Source organism: Vibrio sp. OPT46, from assembly GCF_015163535.1.
Lineage (GTDB): Bacteria > Pseudomonadota > Gammaproteobacteria > Enterobacterales > Vibrionaceae > Vibrio > Vibrio alginolyticus.
The window spans coordinates 26,997-44,187 of the sequence record NZ_JADDYG010000244.1 but is presented as its reverse complement, the minus strand read 5'-3'; the positions used below and the strand labels follow the sequence as shown (position 1 = coordinate 44,187).

General features: G+C 44.0%; 15 protein-coding genes. 8 read left to right on the top strand and 7 right to left on the bottom strand.

Annotated features, from left to right (window positions below):
* Positions 1-2,166, bottom strand: coding sequence for a heparinase II/III domain-containing protein (locus IQR33_RS10345; RefSeq protein ID WP_193837724.1), 2,166 nt, complete (start codon positions 2,164-2,166; stop codon positions 1-3).
* 421 nt (positions 2,167-2,587) lie between these two features.
* Here IQR33_RS10345 and IQR33_RS10340 point away from each other — a divergent pair, with 421 nt between their 5' ends.
* The 4 genes from IQR33_RS10340 to IQR33_RS10325 all read left to right on the top strand — a co-directional run bounded on the left by IQR33_RS10340 (position 2,588) and on the right by IQR33_RS10325 (position 6,800).
* A complete protein-coding gene (locus IQR33_RS10340; RefSeq protein ID WP_005450851.1) occupies positions 2,588-2,923 on the top strand; it encodes a cupin domain-containing protein in 336 nt (111 codons plus the stop codon).
* A gap of 34 nt (positions 2,924-2,957) precedes the next feature.
* On the top strand, positions 2,958-3,890 hold the full coding sequence (locus IQR33_RS10335; protein ID WP_167415983.1) for a sugar kinase: 933 nt from the start codon (positions 2,958-2,960) through the stop codon (positions 3,888-3,890).
* A 78-nt stretch (positions 3,891-3,968) separates the two neighbouring features.
* A complete protein-coding gene (locus IQR33_RS10330; protein ID WP_171342559.1) occupies positions 3,969-4,592 on the top strand; it encodes a bifunctional 4-hydroxy-2-oxoglutarate aldolase/2-dehydro-3-deoxy-phosphogluconate aldolase in 624 nt (207 codons plus the stop codon).
* Between the two features lie 450 nt (positions 4,593-5,042).
* Positions 5,043-6,800 carry a sodium:solute symporter family transporter gene (locus tag IQR33_RS10325; RefSeq protein WP_017821226.1) on the top strand — a complete coding sequence of 586 codons (1,758 nt, stop codon included), beginning with the start codon at positions 5,043-5,045 and terminating at the stop codon, positions 6,798-6,800.
* A 485-nt stretch (positions 6,801-7,285) separates the two neighbouring features.
* Here IQR33_RS10325 and IQR33_RS10320 read toward each other — a convergent pair whose 3' ends face one another.
* From IQR33_RS10320 to IQR33_RS10305, 4 genes are all read right to left on the bottom strand, one after another.
* Entirely contained in the window at positions 7,286-8,167 is an 882-nt protein-coding gene (locus IQR33_RS10320) for an NAD(P)-dependent oxidoreductase (RefSeq protein WP_054574330.1), read from the bottom strand.
* A 429-nt stretch (positions 8,168-8,596) separates the two neighbouring features.
* Positions 8,597-9,352, bottom strand: a complete 756-nt coding sequence (locus tag IQR33_RS10315) for an SDR family NAD(P)-dependent oxidoreductase (RefSeq protein ID WP_017634222.1) — start codon at positions 9,350-9,352, stop codon at positions 8,597-8,599.
* A 608-nt stretch (positions 9,353-9,960) separates the two neighbouring features.
* Positions 9,961-10,434, bottom strand: coding sequence for a copper chaperone PCu(A)C (locus tag IQR33_RS10310; protein WP_005375841.1), 474 nt, complete (start codon positions 10,432-10,434; stop codon positions 9,961-9,963).
* A gap of 93 nt (positions 10,435-10,527) precedes the next feature.
* On the bottom strand, positions 10,528-10,989 hold the full coding sequence (locus IQR33_RS10305) for a hypothetical protein (RefSeq protein ID WP_005388493.1): 462 nt from the start codon (positions 10,987-10,989) through the stop codon (positions 10,528-10,530).
* Positions 10,990-11,428: 439 nt separating this feature from the next.
* Between IQR33_RS10305 and IQR33_RS10300 the strand changes: the two genes are divergently transcribed.
* Positions 11,429-12,478, top strand: coding sequence for a hypothetical protein (locus tag IQR33_RS10300; RefSeq protein ID WP_017634220.1), 1,050 nt, complete (start codon positions 11,429-11,431; stop codon positions 12,476-12,478).
* A 95-nt stretch (positions 12,479-12,573) separates the two neighbouring features.
* Here the strand turns inward: IQR33_RS10300 and IQR33_RS10295 are convergent, their stop codons facing one another.
* Both IQR33_RS10295 and IQR33_RS10290 read right to left on the bottom strand, forming a co-directional pair.
* Positions 12,574-12,870: a hypothetical protein gene (locus IQR33_RS10295; RefSeq protein WP_053307751.1), complete on the bottom strand. Its 297-nt coding sequence runs from the start codon at positions 12,868-12,870 to the stop codon at positions 12,574-12,576.
* Positions 12,871-13,019: 149 nt separating this feature from the next.
* Positions 13,020-14,219 (bottom strand): DUF5666 domain-containing protein, encoded by a 1,200-nt coding sequence (locus IQR33_RS10290; protein WP_053307750.1) that lies wholly within the window; start codon positions 14,217-14,219, stop codon positions 13,020-13,022.
* 89 nt (positions 14,220-14,308) lie between these two features.
* On the opposite strand from IQR33_RS10290, the gene IQR33_RS10285 reads away from it, so the two are divergent.
* From IQR33_RS10285 to IQR33_RS10275, 3 genes are all read left to right on the top strand, one after another.
* The gene (locus IQR33_RS10285; RefSeq protein ID WP_025767686.1) at positions 14,309-14,977 is read left to right on the top strand and encodes a response regulator transcription factor; all 669 of its coding nucleotides are present in this window, start codon (positions 14,309-14,311) and stop codon (positions 14,975-14,977) included.
* Positions 14,949-16,190, top strand: a complete 1,242-nt coding sequence (locus tag IQR33_RS10280; protein ID WP_017634216.1) for a sensor histidine kinase — start codon at positions 14,949-14,951, stop codon at positions 16,188-16,190. Before IQR33_RS10285 ends, IQR33_RS10280 begins: the two co-directional genes overlap by 29 nt.
* A gap of 137 nt (positions 16,191-16,327) precedes the next feature.
* The coding region (locus tag IQR33_RS10275) for an SRPBCC family protein (protein ID WP_193843687.1) at positions 16,328-17,191 on the top strand (864 nt) is incomplete at its 3' end.

Below are 17,191 nucleotides of genomic sequence, written 5' to 3'. Positions count from 1 at the left end.
TTATTTCTCCTGCCCGAATACGTTTACTTCTAGAGAGTAGAAGCCATTCCAGCTGTAGGTTTTACCGTTCAATTCTACTTGGTGTGGGGTTTGGTCGTCAGCGCCTAGCACATTGCTGATCATCACAGTAACCAGTGATTTTTCAGTCGTGATTTCTACGATGCTGCCAACGGCGTTGTAACCCACGACGCGGATATCTTTCACCTGACCACGTGCATTCACCGACTGCTCAAACTCTTCGTTGAAGTAGCCGTGTGTTTCTAGCACAGAAGCAAATAGCGTCGATTCGCCCTTGCTGCGTAGAATGAATGCTGGTTCGCTACGTAGGTTAAAGCTCGGGTCATTGGCGCCAGTGCGAGTGAAGATAACTTCATTGTCACCGTTTTGTTTCGCGCTGCTGCTTGTGCCTAACCAAGTGTAGTAGGTGTTGTTTTGTAGCCAGCTAACCAACGCCGTATCTTGCACTTTGCCGCTTGCTACTTTCCAAAGGTGTTGATAACCGAAATCATCGCCAAGCGTGCTCAGTTCACCAAAGCTTTGGTAATCAAAGTTAGTACGTACGATTTGACCATCGTATTGATGAGAGTAGTCGTACTGATGTTCGCCTTCACCTTCGATGCGGTAAAGGTCTAGCAGTAGCGGTGCTTCAAGCTCATCGAGGTTAAGCATGAACACACTGCGCTGCATGTCTGTATTCGGGTAATGGTCGTTCGCAAACGCACTCATACCGTTGATTTCAGTGCCTTCTACTTTGAAGAAGTGAGGCAAACCGTGCACTGAATCAGCGCGGTCTACATCGAAACCATTCTGACATTGCTCATCAATCGTTACCGCGTTATGCGCGATAGTTTGACGTGCGTAGGATTTGTTTTCGTCTAGGTAACGACCGCCGAATTTAGGCTCAACGTTTACCCAGCGACAGAAGCCGTATTCACGCAGCACTTCTTGACCACGGTTGAAGAAGGTAATGCCAAGCGTATCGAAGTTACCATGTCCCATGCCGTGTTGACCGTAGTTCATCACAAGCTGTGACACATCACCGGTTTTATCCTGCATACGGATAAAGCCTTGTGCACCGTTGTTACCAGTTGGACCTTCGTTAAGTTCCACGCTCGGCCAGAAAGGCATGCCGATTTCACGGTCTGCGATGGCTTTATCATAGGCTTGAGAAAGCTCAAGACCACAAGGGTGCATCCAAACTGCGTTTTGAATCTTCGCCATGCCTAGGATGTTGTCATCCATACCGTAGTGTTTGCTGTAAACGCTCACCGCAACTTGAACACCCATATCTGTAATGCTCATGGTACGAGATGCGTCGTTTAGGGCAGGGAACTCACCATTCGGGTAAGCCGTTGCCAGCATCGCTTGTACTGTGTTGCCAATCACTTTGTCTTTGTAGTTGTAGATGTCTACTTCAGGCATATGACGGTGTACTACTTCTGCAAATACACAAGTTGGACGAATCGCATAACGATGGTAGTAAGGGCCTTCCATGTAGTAACCAGAAGGGGCGAACAGTTGTGAGATTTGCGCTAGGAAGCCACCGGTATCATCACGGTCTTGACCGTATACCGACATCTCTAGATATTCAGGTTTACCAATAGCTAGACCACAAATACCAACAGCCGCAACTGCCCAGATACCGTGGTTGTGAATACGGTCGAAATCGTGCGCGTATTTTACTGTGAACATGTCTAGCATTGGTTCGAAAATGCGCTCAACAACGGCTGTGCGCTCTTCTTCCGTCATCACTGATGCCACGCAAGAGTAAGCAAGGCTAGTAAACATTAACCAACAGTGTTCATTAAGGATCTGGTGGAAAAGACGACCTGTTGGGTTAGTGTTTTTCTGTACGTGGAAATCAAAGGTGAGGTACTTCTCTGCGTAAATAGCGAGAAGATCTTTAACGAACTGCGCGTACTTTTCTTCTTGAGTGATCAAGAACAAACGACCCGCTAAGTTCATGTAGGTATAGTTTTGTTTGTGGCGGTTGTGCTCGTAGCCACCTGCTTCGCCGTGACCTGGTACGTCTAGAGGCAGACGCATGAAGGCTTCAAGTTCCTTGCGATTCGCTTCAATGGATTTGCCCATTAAGCTCGGCTTTCCGACTTCCTTTCTTAGTAGTTCGACTTCTGCTTCAGTCAACAAAATCGGTTGTGTAGTCATTTCTTTACCACCCTCAGATGAAGTGTGTTGTTTTCTTAAACTTCCCATAAAGTAATACAATATTAAGTTTGGGTGTAGTTTTTGTGGCAAAAAGGTAGAGTGAAATCACGCGAATTTAGCTAACTTATTGATTTGTATTGTTGTGGCAATCCTTGTTGTGGCTGATGTTTCGGCGTTATCAATCGTTAAGTGGAATGCTTTAACGAGCACCGTTTGATGAATATCACATATTTTTAGATATATTGTATGACAATTAAAATAGATCGGATATGCTCGTTACCAATTCGACAGCAGACCCTTTCGCTTCGCGTTTCACTTTTATCAATACGACGCTTTTTTAAGAGAACCTTTTAATAAAAGCATGGTTAAGAATGAAGTGCCGTAGGGTTCGCTTTAATAGAGACTTTTTAGGAGTATGACGATGAATTCTTTCTTTGTATTAGATGAGAACCCGTGGGAAGAGCTAGGCGGCGGTATCAAACGTAAAATTGTTGCTTACACAGATGACCTAATGGCGGTTCACCTATGTTTCGACAAAGGTGCGATTGGCGCTCCGCATACTCACGAAATCCATGATCAAATCGGCTACGTAGTACGTGGTAGCTTTGAAGCAGAAATCGAAGGCGAGAAGAAAGTACTTAAAGAAGGCGACGCATACTTTGCTCGTAAGCACATGATGCACGGTGCGGTTGCACTAGAGCAAGACAGCATTCTTCTAGACATCTTCAACCCAGCTCGTGAAGACTTCTTAAAATAATCTATAGCGCAACCTCAGTTGCTAAGGTGACAACATGAAATCATTAAACATCGCGGTCATTGGCGAATGTATGGTTGAGCTACAGAAAAAGGAAGGTCAGCTAAAGCAGTCATTCGGTGGTGATACGTTGAATACCGCACTGTATTTATCTCGTTTGACCAAAGCTCACGATATCAAAACCAGCTATGTAACGGCTCTGGGTAACGATCCTTTTAGCCAAGAAATGCTATCAGCATGGCAAGAAGAGGGCATCGATACTAGTCTGGTTCTTTCCGTTAAAGAAAAGCAACCAGGTATTTACTACATCGAAACCGATGAAACTGGCGAACGTTACTTCCACTACTGGCGTAACGAAGCGGCCGCTAAGTTCCTATTCGAGCAAAATGAGTCTCCGCAATTAGTCGACAAACTTTACTCGTACGATGCGGTTTACTTGAGCGGTATTACATTAGCGATCCTTACTGAAGAAGGTAAGACGCAACTGTTTGGCTTCCTTGAGCGCTTCAAGGCACAAGGTGGTAAGGTTATTTTCGATAACAACTACCGTCCTAAATTGTGGGAGAGCCGCGAGAATGCCATGTCTTGGTACCTTAAGATCCTTAAGCACACAGATATCGCACTGCTCACATTTGAAGATGAGCAAATGCTTTACGGTGACGAGCATCTAGAACAGTGCATCGAGAGAACCTCTGCACTGGGCGTGGATGAAATCATCATCAAACGTGGTAGCAAAGATTGCTTGGTTGTGGCGAATGGCGAAGCGCAATACGTGGCGCCAAACAAAGTCGACAACGTGATTGATACAACAGCGGCTGGTGATTCTTTCAGTGCGGGCTTCTTGGCGAAGCGTTTGACTGGCGGCAATGCAGCGGAATCGGCTTACTCTGGCCACTGTATGGCTGGCGCGGTAATTCAACATAAAGGTGCCATCATTCCACGTGAAGTGATGCCAGATCTTCCTTTGTAATTCTTTTGCGGAGCGTTGAGTAATCGGCGCTCCGCAGTGATTTATTGAACTCAAGTTAACGACGACGAGTACACTCTTATGACGACATTAAACGAACAATTAGCAAACCTAAAAGTAATTCCTGTTATTGCCATCAACAAAGCAGAAGATGCGATCCCTCTAGGCCGCACGTTGGTTGAAAACGGTATGCCTTGCGCAGAAATCACGTTCCGCACAGAGTGTGCAGCGGACGCAATCGCAGCGATGCGCGCTGAGTTCCCTGAAATGCTGATTGGCGCGGGTACAGTTTTGACTAACGAGCAAGTTGACCAAGCGATCGAAGCTGGTGTGGACTTTATCGTAAGCCCTGGCTTTAACCCTCGCACGGTTCAATACTGCCTAGACAAAGGCGTGGCTATCGTACCTGGCGTAAACAACCCAAGCCTAGTTGAGCAAGCGATGGAAATGGGTTTGCGTACACTTAAGTTCTTCCCTGCTGAGCCATCTGGCGGCGTTGGTATGCTTAAAGCACTAACGGCGGTTTACCCAGTGAAATTCATGCCAACAGGTGGCGTGAGCCTAGGTAACGTAGACGAGTACCTGTCTATCCCTTCAGTACTGGCATGTGGCGGTACTTGGATGGTTCCAACAAAACTTATCGATGAAGGTAAGTGGGATGAACTAGGGACACTGGTTCGCGACGCAGTAGCTCACGTAGCATAAGTGTCGTAACACCCCGATAAAACTAGCGAAAGAATGAAAAGCGAGCCTCAGTGCTCGCTTTTTTGTGTTTGAAAGTTTGAAAGAGGCGAGAGTTAAGAATCGCATTCATATAAATCCTACTTTCTATCAAATTTTTTCGAAACATCTCATTACGTTTCCTTCAAAGAAATGCCGCGCATTTTTGATCTTCAGACAAAGCGCGAAGAAGAAAAATATTCCATACTCTAATAAATTTCAACTAGACAATTTGTATTACAATATATTGAGGTGTTCTGAGTGGCAATTATCTCCTAGAAAGCCATTGGTCTAAGAAAGTAAGGGGTTTGACGTATTCTTTTCGTTGAATAACTTATGCTTTAGATCACAATTAAAGCTTATTGTAGTACAAATGGAGTTGTGAGAAGAGTAGTCTAGACGTTAGAAAATGATCAAACTTGAAAGGCTGAAAAAATGACTATTGATACTCTTGTTGTTCTTGCCTACTTCTTCTTCTTAGTTGCAATTGGTTGGATGTTCCGTAAGTTCACTACCTCAACCAGTGACTACTTCCGAGGGGGCGGTAAGATGTTATGGTGGATGGTAGGTGCTACCGCCTTCATGACGCAATTTTCAGCATGGACGTTTACAGGTGCCGCAGGACGCGCGTTCAATGACGGTTTCGTTGTTGTAATCCTATTCTTAGCCAACGCATTTGGCTACTTCATGAACTATCTCTACTTTGCTCCAAAGTTCCGTCAGTTACGTGTAGTGACGGCGATTGAAGCAATTCGTCAACGTTTTGGTAAGACTTCAGAGCAGTTCTTCACTTGGGCTGGTATGCCAGACAGCTTGATCTCAGCCGGTATTTGGTTGAATGGTCTTGCGATTTTCGTGGCAGCGGTCTTCAACATTCCTATGGAAGCGACCATCATCGTTACGGGTTTAGTGCTAATGCTAATGGCGGTAACGGGTGGCTCTTGGGCAGTTGTTGCATCTGACTTTATGCAGATGCTGGTTATCATGGCAGTGACGATCACTTGTGCGGTGGCGGCATACTTCCATGGTGGCGGTATTGGCAACATCGTGTCGAACTTCCACGGCGACTTCATGCTGGGTAACAACCTGAACTACTTCAGTATCTTTATCCTTTGGGTTGTGTTCATCTTTGTTAAACAGTTCGGTGTCATGAACAACAGCATCAACGCTTACCGCTACTTATGTGCAAAAGACAGTGAAAACGCACGTAAAGCTGCAGGTCTTGCATGTGTGCTGATGATTGTTGGTCCTATCATCTGGTTCCTACCACCTTGGTACGTTGCGGCATTTATGCCTGATTTCGCAGAGCAATACGGCTCAGTAGGTGGTGATGCAGCTTACCTAGCATTCGTACAAAACGTAATGCCAGCAGGTATGGTGGGTCTTCTGATGTCAGCAATGTTTGCGGCGACCATGTCTTCAATGGACTCTGGTCTTAACCGTAACGCGGGCATCTTTGTGATGAACTTCTACAGCCCGATTGTGCGTCCACAAGCGTCGCAAAAAGAACTGGTTATCGTGAGTAAAGCAACGACTATCGTGATGGGCTTCATCATCATTGGTATCGGTCTATTCATTAACTCACTACGTCACTTGAGCCTGTTCGATATCGTACTGAACGTCGGTGCATTAATTGGCTTCCCAATGCTGATTCCTGTACTACTTGGTATGTGGATTCGTAAGACGCCGGATTGGGCTGGTTGGGCAACACTGGTTGTTGGTGGCTTTGTTTCTTACATCTTCGGTATCTCACTACAAGCAGAAGATGTAGAGCGCCTATTCGGTCTAGAGCAAGCGTTTACAGGACGTGAGTGGGCAGACCTAAAAGTTGGCTTGAGCTTAGCGGCACACGTTATCTTCACCGGTGGTTTCTTCTTGCTGACAACGCGCTTCTACAAAGGTCTATCACTTGAACGTGAGAAAGAAGTGGACCAATTGTTCGAGAACTGGAACACGCCACTTGTGGCTGACAGCGAAGAGCAGCAGAACTTAGATACAAAACAGCGTGGCATGCTTGGTAAACTTATCAGCGTAGCGGGCTTCGGTATTCTAGCGATGGCTCTGATTCCAAACGAACCATCAGGTCGACTACTGTTTATCTTGTGTGGTGCGATTGTTCTCTCGGTGGGTGTTCTATTGGTGAACGCAGCACGAGGGCCTAAAAGCCCAAAGTTAGCTAACGCGAAAAGCTAACCAAAGTTAAAGACTCTCAATGAAAAATCCCGCGGTGTTAAAGCCGTGGGGTTTTTTGATCAAGCTGACTGAGAAAGCGTGGCGCATCGTTTGTTGTTATTCGTTGTATTGGGGAACTCCCAATAAGGTGCGACTATATTCACATTAGAGTCGTCAGCCTAAAGCGAAAAAGCAATCTAACTTTCTTTGCACGCCGTGTTTACACTTTACACCCCAAACCTGATGCTTTGTCTATTTAAATAAATATGTGTGCCTTCTTAGCAAAGAAAAAGCATTAAATCAGACGTAGCTTTAATGAGGCGTACGCCAGAAATAGGAGAGAGGTTTTGAAGTGTGAGTGGAAAATATATAAGAGAATTGGAAGAGGCTGCCCTGCAAAACTTTAAAGGAGTGGCTAGGGTATCAAGGAGTGATGAGCGTCTGGGGAAAAACAAAAAAAGCCCAGCTACATTGGTAGCTGGGCTTTTAGTTACAACTGAGTGTGACTAAGCTTCTAGCTCTGCAAAGTAGTCGAAGATGACTGGAACGTCATTTTGACCAAGGCCTTTATCAACTGCTGCTTGTAGACTCCTAGAAGTGCCCTCTGCAATCAGGGAAGTTGTACCAAGCTCTTCGCATAGAGCAAGGAAGTAACCGAGGTCTTTGTTTGCGTTTGCGACAGAGAAGCCTAGTTTTTCTTCGCCATCTACGGCGTAAAACTTACAGAATTGCATAAATGGTGAGTTTGATGGTCCTGCAGACATGATGTCGAATAATTGTTGACCATCAACACCAGCACGTTTAGCAACAGCAAATGCCTGAGACATTGTTGCTACGGTTGTCATACCCATAAAGTTATTCACAAGCTTAGTTACGTGACCAGAGCCTAGTGTACCAAGGTGGAATACGTTTTCACCTTGATCGTCCAGCACTGGCTTAACCTTATTGAATGTTTCGACGTCGCCTGCGGCCATGATGTTCAGTAAACCATCTTTTGCGTGGGCAGGTGTACGACCTAGAGGCGCATCAATCATACCAGCCCCTTTCTTAGCAAGGTCAGCGCCAATCTTCTTCGTTGAAGCTGGAATAGATGTACCGAAGTCGATGAGTGTTTTACCTTCTGACATGCCAGCTAGAACACCAATGTCTCCGTAAACAACTTTTTCGACAACTTCAGATGTTGTTAGGCACAGCATCACGATATCACTTTTCTCTGCTAGCTCTTTACCTGAAGAAGCTTCAGAAGCGTTTCCACGAGCTAGTACTGCGTCAACAGCATCTTTATTGAGGTCCATTACAGCAACTTCGTAACCACGTTTCTGTAGGTTTTCAACCATGTTTCCGCCCATCAAGCCTAGGCCGATGAAACCAATGATAGGTTTAGTCATTTTAACTCCAAAAATACTATTGTATGATTATATTGCTTGTTAGTAATCATAATGACTATTGTGGCTTTTGCAATTGAAAATTATGAGCATAGCGGGCTTGGGATGAATTTTTTCTAAAAGTGAGATGTAAGTAAGGTTTGTGGGGGTTTTATTCATCAGTGTATATAAGAAAAGCGGATTCATCACGCTTCCATTTTATCGTGAACAAAGCCTTTAGGAGGCTTAAATAACGTAAAAATAAGATTTATTGTAATACAAGTGATTTTGTTTCAGCTAGAGGAATACTGTCTATACCAAAAATGGGTGAAACGTTCCAGATGGGGTGAAAGGCGAGGTGGTATAAGGATAAGCCGCAGTACAAACATACTGCGGCCGTTATCAAATCAGTACTAAAGCGTACTTACTGATAGGTAAAAAGACTTATTGGTACTAAATGCCTAAAGCTTGACCACCACCAATTTGCAGTGTTTCTGCGGTAATGAATGATGCATCTTTACTTACCAGAAAAGAGATAGCAGAGGCGACTTCCTCTGGCTGGCCTAGGCGTCCAAGCATAATACTGTCTGCCCAAGAAGCAAATACTTCAGGCTTGGTTGCTTTGATTTGAGCATGGAATGGTGTATCGATAGTGCCAGGAGATACTGCATTGACTCGAATTCCTGCCGGAGCTAACTCTTTAGCTAAAGCGCGAGTTAATGTATGAACGGCGGCTTTTGATGTACCGTAAATACCTGCACCTGGACCACCTGCATTCCAAGCAGCGTTTGAAGTGAAGTTGATAATTGATGCGTTATCAGACTTTTTTAGAAATGGAATCGCTGCGCGTGATACGAAGAATGCACTATCGAGGTTTAAAGCCATGACTTTACGGAAAAAAGCAGTTTCCATACCTTCAATAGGACTACGACCACCAAGACCACCTGCGTTATTAACGACAACATCGATTTTGCCGTATTTTTCACCAATAGCATTGATGTTTTCATCGACGGCATGTTCATCTGTAACGTCAAAACCGTAGTATTCAGCCTCAATCCCTGCGTTATGTAGTTTGGAGACACACTCCGAACCTTTTTCATCTTCAATGCCGTTTAGAATGACCGTGTATCCATCCTGACCAAGACGCTTTGCCACTTGGAAGCCGATACCGCCAGTAGCACCAGAAATAAATGCAATTTTAGTAGACATAATGGTGTTCTCTCATGTTTGTAGAGTTGGAAAGGATTTTTCATTTAACATAGGGTATTATTGTAATACAAATGGTTTTAATAAACAGAGAAACACCAACAATGAGAAGTCGATCACGTACTTTTTTGAGATGCTGACTCATCCAGTGGCATATATCGACTTTTACGGTCGTGCATGATTTGTATCTAGTCAGGAGAATCGGGATATATAAACAATTGAGCATATAGCTGCCGGCTTAGCTCGTTGGGCTGAGGTTTGTTTCAAGTAGAAAGAAAGCCGATTAACAGTGGGTCTTTGTTGCCAAACTTATGATTTCATTTAGGCTTGCCAAGTGATGGTTGGAGAACTTTGTCGAGAGGTTGAGTTTTAAGCGGGTAGGGAACCTTTTTAGGATCTTAAGTCTTTCAAGGTCATTCTGAATAGTGAGGGACGAGCGTGATTTAGAATCTCTTGCCCGAGCACGCTGTTATGATATGTGACCCCGTTTCGCCGAGCGTTATTCATCACCATTATTCTGAAGAGTCGAGTTAGGATCTACCGGAATAATGATTTTGACTAAGCTGAGATAAAAATGCCCGCTAAATCAGCGGGCACTTTTGTTTACGTCATTAATGGTGCATGTGTTTTTCCATGTGACCTTGTTTTTCAACCGCCATTTCTACTTCCACTTTACCCGCGTTTTTGAATGTTAACGTCATAGGGAAGCGGTCGCCTTCTTTAAGAGTTTGTGTTGGGTTAAAAATCATTAAATGGAAGCTGCCTGGCTTAAACAACACTGAGTCATTGGCTGGAACGCGCACTTCGTCAATCTTAATCATTTTCATCACACCATCTTCTTTCTTATGCGTGTGAATTTCGACATGCCCTGCGATTGGGCTTTCTGCTGCGATCAATGCATCTTCACTGTCACCGTGGTTGGTTAATTGAAAAAAACCACCGATAACAGGTGCGTTTGGTGGCGCTTCGCGGCTCCATGGATGGTCGATATGAATTTTTCCTGCTTCATAATCGTGCGCTAAACTCAGTGGGCTAGCGATGACAGCAATAAGCGCGATAGCGGCGGTTTTTAATGATTTAAGCATGTGTTTTTCCTTTTGAATTAATAGCTTCTCTGAATGGACAACAAACAGAGTCATCGTTATTTTTGAATAAAGTTGTCAATGATTAGATGCCTGTTAGGCAGGAAAAACACTCGGCGGAGAGTGCTTAGGCGCGATGTGTTTGTAAACGAGCTTATCGCATTTTGAAAAGTGATAAGTCGTCAGTGCATACTTTACTCGGCGCAGCCAATGGATGGTTGTCAGGTAAAGCCCAATCGCAACTAAAAGAAAGAATTGAACAGCTTGAAGAAGCGGGCATTCAAACTGGAAGCCGTCGTGTAAGTTAAGATCTTGGATGAGCTTAGAAGAAGATTGAGCGTTAGCCTCAATCAACGTATTGATATCCACCCATTTGAAACCATCTGCGGTACACAGTAAAACCTTTTCACTTTGGACTTTGTTGAGCCAAGTTGTGCTGTGAACTTGTGTAGGGTTAAGAGCGGCTGTGGACGCTAAATACAACTGAAACAACACCGCGATAATAACCGCAATAGCGTGCAAGCGATGGTGTTTGTGCTGTATTAGAGTGTTTTCCATACAATTGAGTGCTTATCTTCTTCGGCGCGGGATACTAACAAATTAACCAAACAATGTAATTATCAGTTTACTAAAAGGTGATGCAAGTGTGCGTTATTTGTTTTATTGTCTATTTTTAACGCTTTAATGTCTTGATTCGGCTGACATTCACAACCTCCAATTCAACTTGTCAGTCTTGCCTAGTCGCTTTTGAAGATACCGAATTAATCTCTCTTATATGTCACTGAAGCTTCGGTTAGTGGGTGTCGTGGTGGTGTTTTTACGTGCTAGATTTGGCTGATATCGATTCAAAATGCCTACCGAATCTTCACTTGTTTTCCATTAACGGAATTATGACAGTAATTTAATAAAGGATACGGTATTCTGCGCTCCTTTGTACATGCCAGAAACGTCCGTCCTACTTAGTAGGAGGGGCGATTAATCTTAAGAAATTTCTCAAATGAAATACGAACAACAGATTGGATATCGATACCCTAAAGGTCGATTTGCCATGGTGAGTGTATACGCATTCACTGGTGCTGCGATTTTAGCATCGACTATTTTTTCTCTATTGCTATTTTTGTCTATCGACGAAAATCCGATGATGCAAACCTTATTTGGTGGTTTAGCGATCATTTTTGAAGCGGGTAAATTTTACGCTTGGTATGAATACGGTGAGCGCCGAGCCCATCGCAACTACACAGGAGCAGCAACCGCTCTCGTGTTTTATTTAGTCTTAGCTGCGATTTCCATTGGCGGTAGTATTGGTGGCATTAATAGTGCAACCAATAGTGCACAAAGTCATATTTCGGTAGAGCAGGCGAAAGTGGAAGCGTTTAATCGTCAGATTGCGGCAATCGATAAGCAGATTGAGCTCAACAATATGGCAGCGCAGAAATACATCGAGATGGAGCGTATCGCGACTGGTGTAACTCGCATTCAGGATCAAAACAAAACCTTACGTGAAGAGCAGCAACGCTTGGCTATGGAGCGTGATAGTTTACCGCCGGTTACGCAAGGCTCAGTGATTGGTTTGATTGATAGCCTAGCCAACGCATTTGGTACCACCTCTCAGCAAGCTCAGCTTGGCTTGGTTGTATTTCTTTCGATTCTTTTGGACTTCTTTGCTGCATTTTTTGTTGGCTTGATTGGTGAAGAGCAACGGTTCCGATATTTCTATCGCAGAAATGAGGGCATGATATTGAAAACAGTTCGCGATATAGACCCAGCGCCTGCGGGTTATCTTCCTCATATAAAAGAGGAAGAAGAGCAAGAAATACCAGCTGCGCCGGAGCCAGAAGAACCAAAGGAACCGAAAACCTTGTTAGAGCAAGTTAGCGATGCACTTAAAACGCATCAAATTACGTGCACCAAAAAAGCCGTTGCTAAACAGTTTAGGCTGTCTGCGGAAGAGGTAGACAAGGTATTTGAAGAATTGGCAGAGCTCGGTTTAGTGGGAAAAAAAGCCAACCACCATTATCATTGGATAGGTGAAGCAGAAACCGCATAATTGGTTATCTATTAGAGTTCGGAAAGAGCGTCAATCGGCGCTCTTTTTTTGGGAGGGGGGAGTTTCGCTATTAAAGTTAACTACAAGAAAGCGTATCAATCTTTATTGAGCTTTTTGGTTACGTCTTTCATCGTTTTCTTCTCTTTTTCCGGTGTCATTGCATCAACAGCTTTACCCGCCATCCCTTCATCTGGCAATTTGTCTTTTCCTGCATCAACTGCGGTATCTTTCAGTGCCTCTTTAGGCGTACAGCGACCCCCAACACCAACCACGGCTTTTGTCGCAGCGGCTTTAGCTGCCTTTTCTGCATCGCAGTCAGGATCCATAACGCTAGCTAAGCTCGTGGCTGAACCAAAAAACAAGATTAACAAAATGAGGTTGCGTTTTTTCATAGTCGTCACCAATGTTGTGAAACATAGGTAAAGTGTAACGGAGAGAAAAGGCTTTGACTGAGAATTTGTTGGTTTGAGCTTGGGAAGCAAAGTAAGGTGAAAAGAAAAAGTGCCACCGAAGTGACACTTTTTCTTAAGCGTAGAAGGGATTAGTTGTCGTAAACGTCTAACTCCACTTCACGGGCAATATTTTGCTCGTTAATGATCACACCTTCGACTTCGACACGAGCACCATTTAGGTTAAGTTCTTCAATGCCTTGGAAGCGTGTTTGCGCATCAATCACAACGGTGGTGTTACTTAGTACTTGATCAGCATCATTCTCACAATGCTCGATTTTAAATGCTCTTGAATCAGCATCGTAGTTTGATACATAGCCTTCACATTCAAACTCTTTACCTCGCCATTGGTTGTCATTGTCAAACTCCGACCGCTCAAATTCGATGACGGTAGCGGTGCGTTTGCCATTTTTCATCACAGAGGTCACTTCTACTTCTTGACCTTGTTCTAGATTAGCTTTGCTACCATCCTCAAAGCGTGTTGCGTTATCAATGAAGAAGGCTCCTCGGTAGTTTAGAGAGAACTCACTATAATCCTTGGCAACCCAAGTCACGATACCTTCCACATCGCTGTCATTTTTTAGATCGTCGTAGTCTTCAACTTCTACCTCATTTGCCATGAAGATGCCGTTTTGCATTTCACCTTCTACTTCTACCCATTGGCCGATGCTAAGTTGGCTAATGTTGTCGTAAGATACGGTTATATTTGTACCAAGCTCAAACGTGCCAGCATTTTCATCGGTACTAGTAATGCGACCTTCCAGTTCGTAGTAGCTTCCAAGGGCTGGGTAATCGTTATCTACGTCGATTTCGACCACAGACAACACTCGATAACCTGCATCCGCAGTCGGCAAGGATGACACCATCACCCAGTCGTTGATCTCTATATCATCACTTAAACCGTCAAACTGCAGCTCTACGCCGTTTACCGTGAATTTTTTCTTCACATGATCAATTGCTGTCACACGTCCAGTAATGGTTGGTTCAAGTATGACTCGGACGCCATTGTCCGAAGCTTGCCGAATATCTGAACCCACGCGAACCACCATTTTTGGTTTTACATCGGCCAATTGCACTTGTGTGTCGTCATAAACCACCTCAGACACACGATACGTATGTCCATTGACGGTTAACGTGCTTTCTTCAACGTTGACCGCTTCAACAGAGCCAATCGCTACACTTGGTTTCACTGTTGGTTGAGTTGGTGTGCTATCGCTATTGCTGCCACCACCTGAACCACCACAACCAGACAATGCCAAACCTACTACAGAAATAAGAGCGAGTTTTTTCATTGTATTAACCTCAATTTACGAGCGAGTTTAGGAAATTGTCTGTATCTTATTGGGCATATCGTGAAGAGATCGTGAAGGAATGTGATTTTATGAAAATTTTAATTGTAGATGACAACCATAACGTCTCGGAGACGATTGCAGACTATCTTGAGCTAGAAGGCATGATTATCGATTGTGCGTTTCATGGAGAGGCTGCGATTAAGTTAATCGAGGAAAATCATTACGATGTAATCATCATGGATATCATGATGCCGAAGCTCGATGGCATCAGTACGGTACAGAAGCTTCGACAAGATAAGTTATGTGGAACGCCAATTCTCTTCCTAACGGCAAAAGATACGCTAGATGACAAAATCGCGGCTTTTAAAGCGGGGGGAGATGATTATTTAATGAAGCCATTTGCGATGGAAGAGCTCAGTTTGCGTGTTCATGCTTTGGCTAATCGTGGTCCAAGACAAGATATCGGAACGCTCAAATTTGCAGATATTTGTTTAGATGCGCGTACAGGAAAAGTAACGAGAAAAGACAAAGAAATTAAGCTGAGTCGAATTCAAACTAAAATTTTAAAATTGCTCCTCCAACGTGCTCCAGCAGCGGTCTCGCGCACAGAAGTGATCGATAGTGTGTGGGGAGACGAACCACCCGGAAGTGATGCACTTCGTAGCCATATTTACGGTTTAAGAACCGCGCTAGACAAAGGTTTTGAAGAATCACGATTAGAGACTATTCATGGACAAGGTTACCGACTTAAAGCATAACGAATATCCAAGCATTTATCGCAAGATCCGTTGGGGTTTTGGGGTCATGACTTTTGTGATGTTTACTCTTTTTTGGTCGCTGATTTATGTGGCAGAAAACAAACTGGAAGTGCTGAGTTTACATCACTGGCTAGATACTGAAGCTGCGCTTTATAGTGAGAATTTCGAGAAACAGGGCTGGGATGCGCCATTGCCAAACGTATTGGAATTCAACTCATATTGGAGTGAAGCACCGACACCCGATTGGTTGCTCTCTTTTACTTCACCTGGTTTTTACGAATACCTGCTTGGTGAAGAAGACAAACACTTTGTTGTATTGAACCATCCCTCAGGGAAGGGGCTTATGTACATTGTGTTTCAAGATGACTCAGATGATTACTTGGACGAATACGAAAGCTCGCTGCATCAGTTTACGCTGCTGCTCGGTGGTTTGTTTTCATTTGTCATGGTTGGGTATGGCATTTACATGGTGCGAATATTGTCTCGGCCATTAGCGCAAATTGAAGACAAAATTAGCCAAATGTCACCGGATCAACCCGCTTTCCAAGTTGAAACTAAGTTCAGCGAAACACGCCAGATAGAGCAGACTTTGCTGGATAATAAGAACGATATCGCGGGCTATTTCAAACGAGAACAAGAATTTAGCCGTTTTGCATCGCATGAGTTGAGAACGCCAATCATGGTGATTAAAGGCTCAACAGACATTCTGACGCGTCTTCCTGATCAACCTCGAGTTGCGCAAAAAGCCATCACGAGGATGCAGTCAGCTTGTGACGAGATGCGTGTACTGACAGAAGCGTTTCTCTTACTTGGTAAAGAGAAAATAGAGCCTCAACATTACGGAGAGCATCAGCTTCTTACTTGTTTACAAAAACAACTGGAAGAGCTGGCTCCTTTATTTGCCAAGCAAGATTCGAACTACGCTTTGCACGAACAACATAGTGGTGTAGTGAAGGCACCAGAGAGTTTTGTGACCATTGTTATCAACAATCTGATTAAAAACGCCTTTAGCTATAGTGTGGGAGATATTGAAATTGAGTTGAAAGGTCATGCGCTTAAGATCCTAAACCGTCACGATGGCAACGAGACGTACAACGCTGGTTATGGTTGTGGGCTTGTTATCGTACAACGAATATGTGAACGGATGGGGTGGGCGTTAGTACTGGACGATGATGGTGTTCGATTTAGTGCAAAAGTGGAGTTCTGCTCTTAGCTTTGCGCGTATTGATTCAAGTGAGAATTAACGCTCTGGATTTTTCTTGTCGTACGCATCTAACCCGTAGTCAAACAAGAAAAAACTGGAATTTGAATTAGACTGAAGTTAGTGAAGCGGAAACTCGAGGAACCGTTATGCTCTCTTATCAGGTCAGCCGAAGTATTGAAATTAATAAGAATCAAAGTGAAATTATTGGCTATCTCAAGAACTTCAATAACTGGCCCAGCTGGTCACCATGGATCATTCTTGAACCAAGCTGCGAGCTGACATTCAGTGATAATCAGGGCCACGTTGGAGCTGGTTATCAATGGAATGGTCAGCGTATTGGGACTGGCGCGATTGTACTGGAAAGTACTCAAGAGCATCGATTAGATATGGAGCTACATTTCTTTCGCCCAATCAAGAGCCATGGAAAGGTGACTCTAATCGTGACGCCGTCACAAAATGGCTGTTTAGTCGAATGGCAAATGCAATCTCGCGTCCCTTGGTATCTGTTCTTTCTGAAAAGTATGTTTAAGTCGATGATAGAGATGGATTATCAACGTGGGTTACGCATGCTTAAAAGTAAGCTTGAAACCGGAAGAGTGCATTCAGACTTAGTCGAAATTGGGAACCGAACGTTGCCTCAAATTCATTATATTGGGATCAAGGGTGTGGCTAGCTTGCAGGAATTAGGTTCGGTAATTGAGAAGCATGTTCAGCAACTAGAACAGTTAGTTAGTGACGAAACCCTATCCGTGAATGGTGAATTGTTTTGTTATTACCAGTCGATGGATATGCAGAAAGGTACATTCGAGTTTATCACTTGCTTTCCTCTTCATAACTCAGTACCAGCGCCTCAAGGGGCGGTTACCGGTACCATTCCTGAGAGTGAAACATTTGTCGTTGAACACCGAGGTGAATATCAGTTTTTGGGAAATGCATGGGCTTTAGCGATGAACTTGGTTCGTCAGAGTGGTATGAAAGTCAAAACCAGTCCTTTAGGAATCGAACGCTAC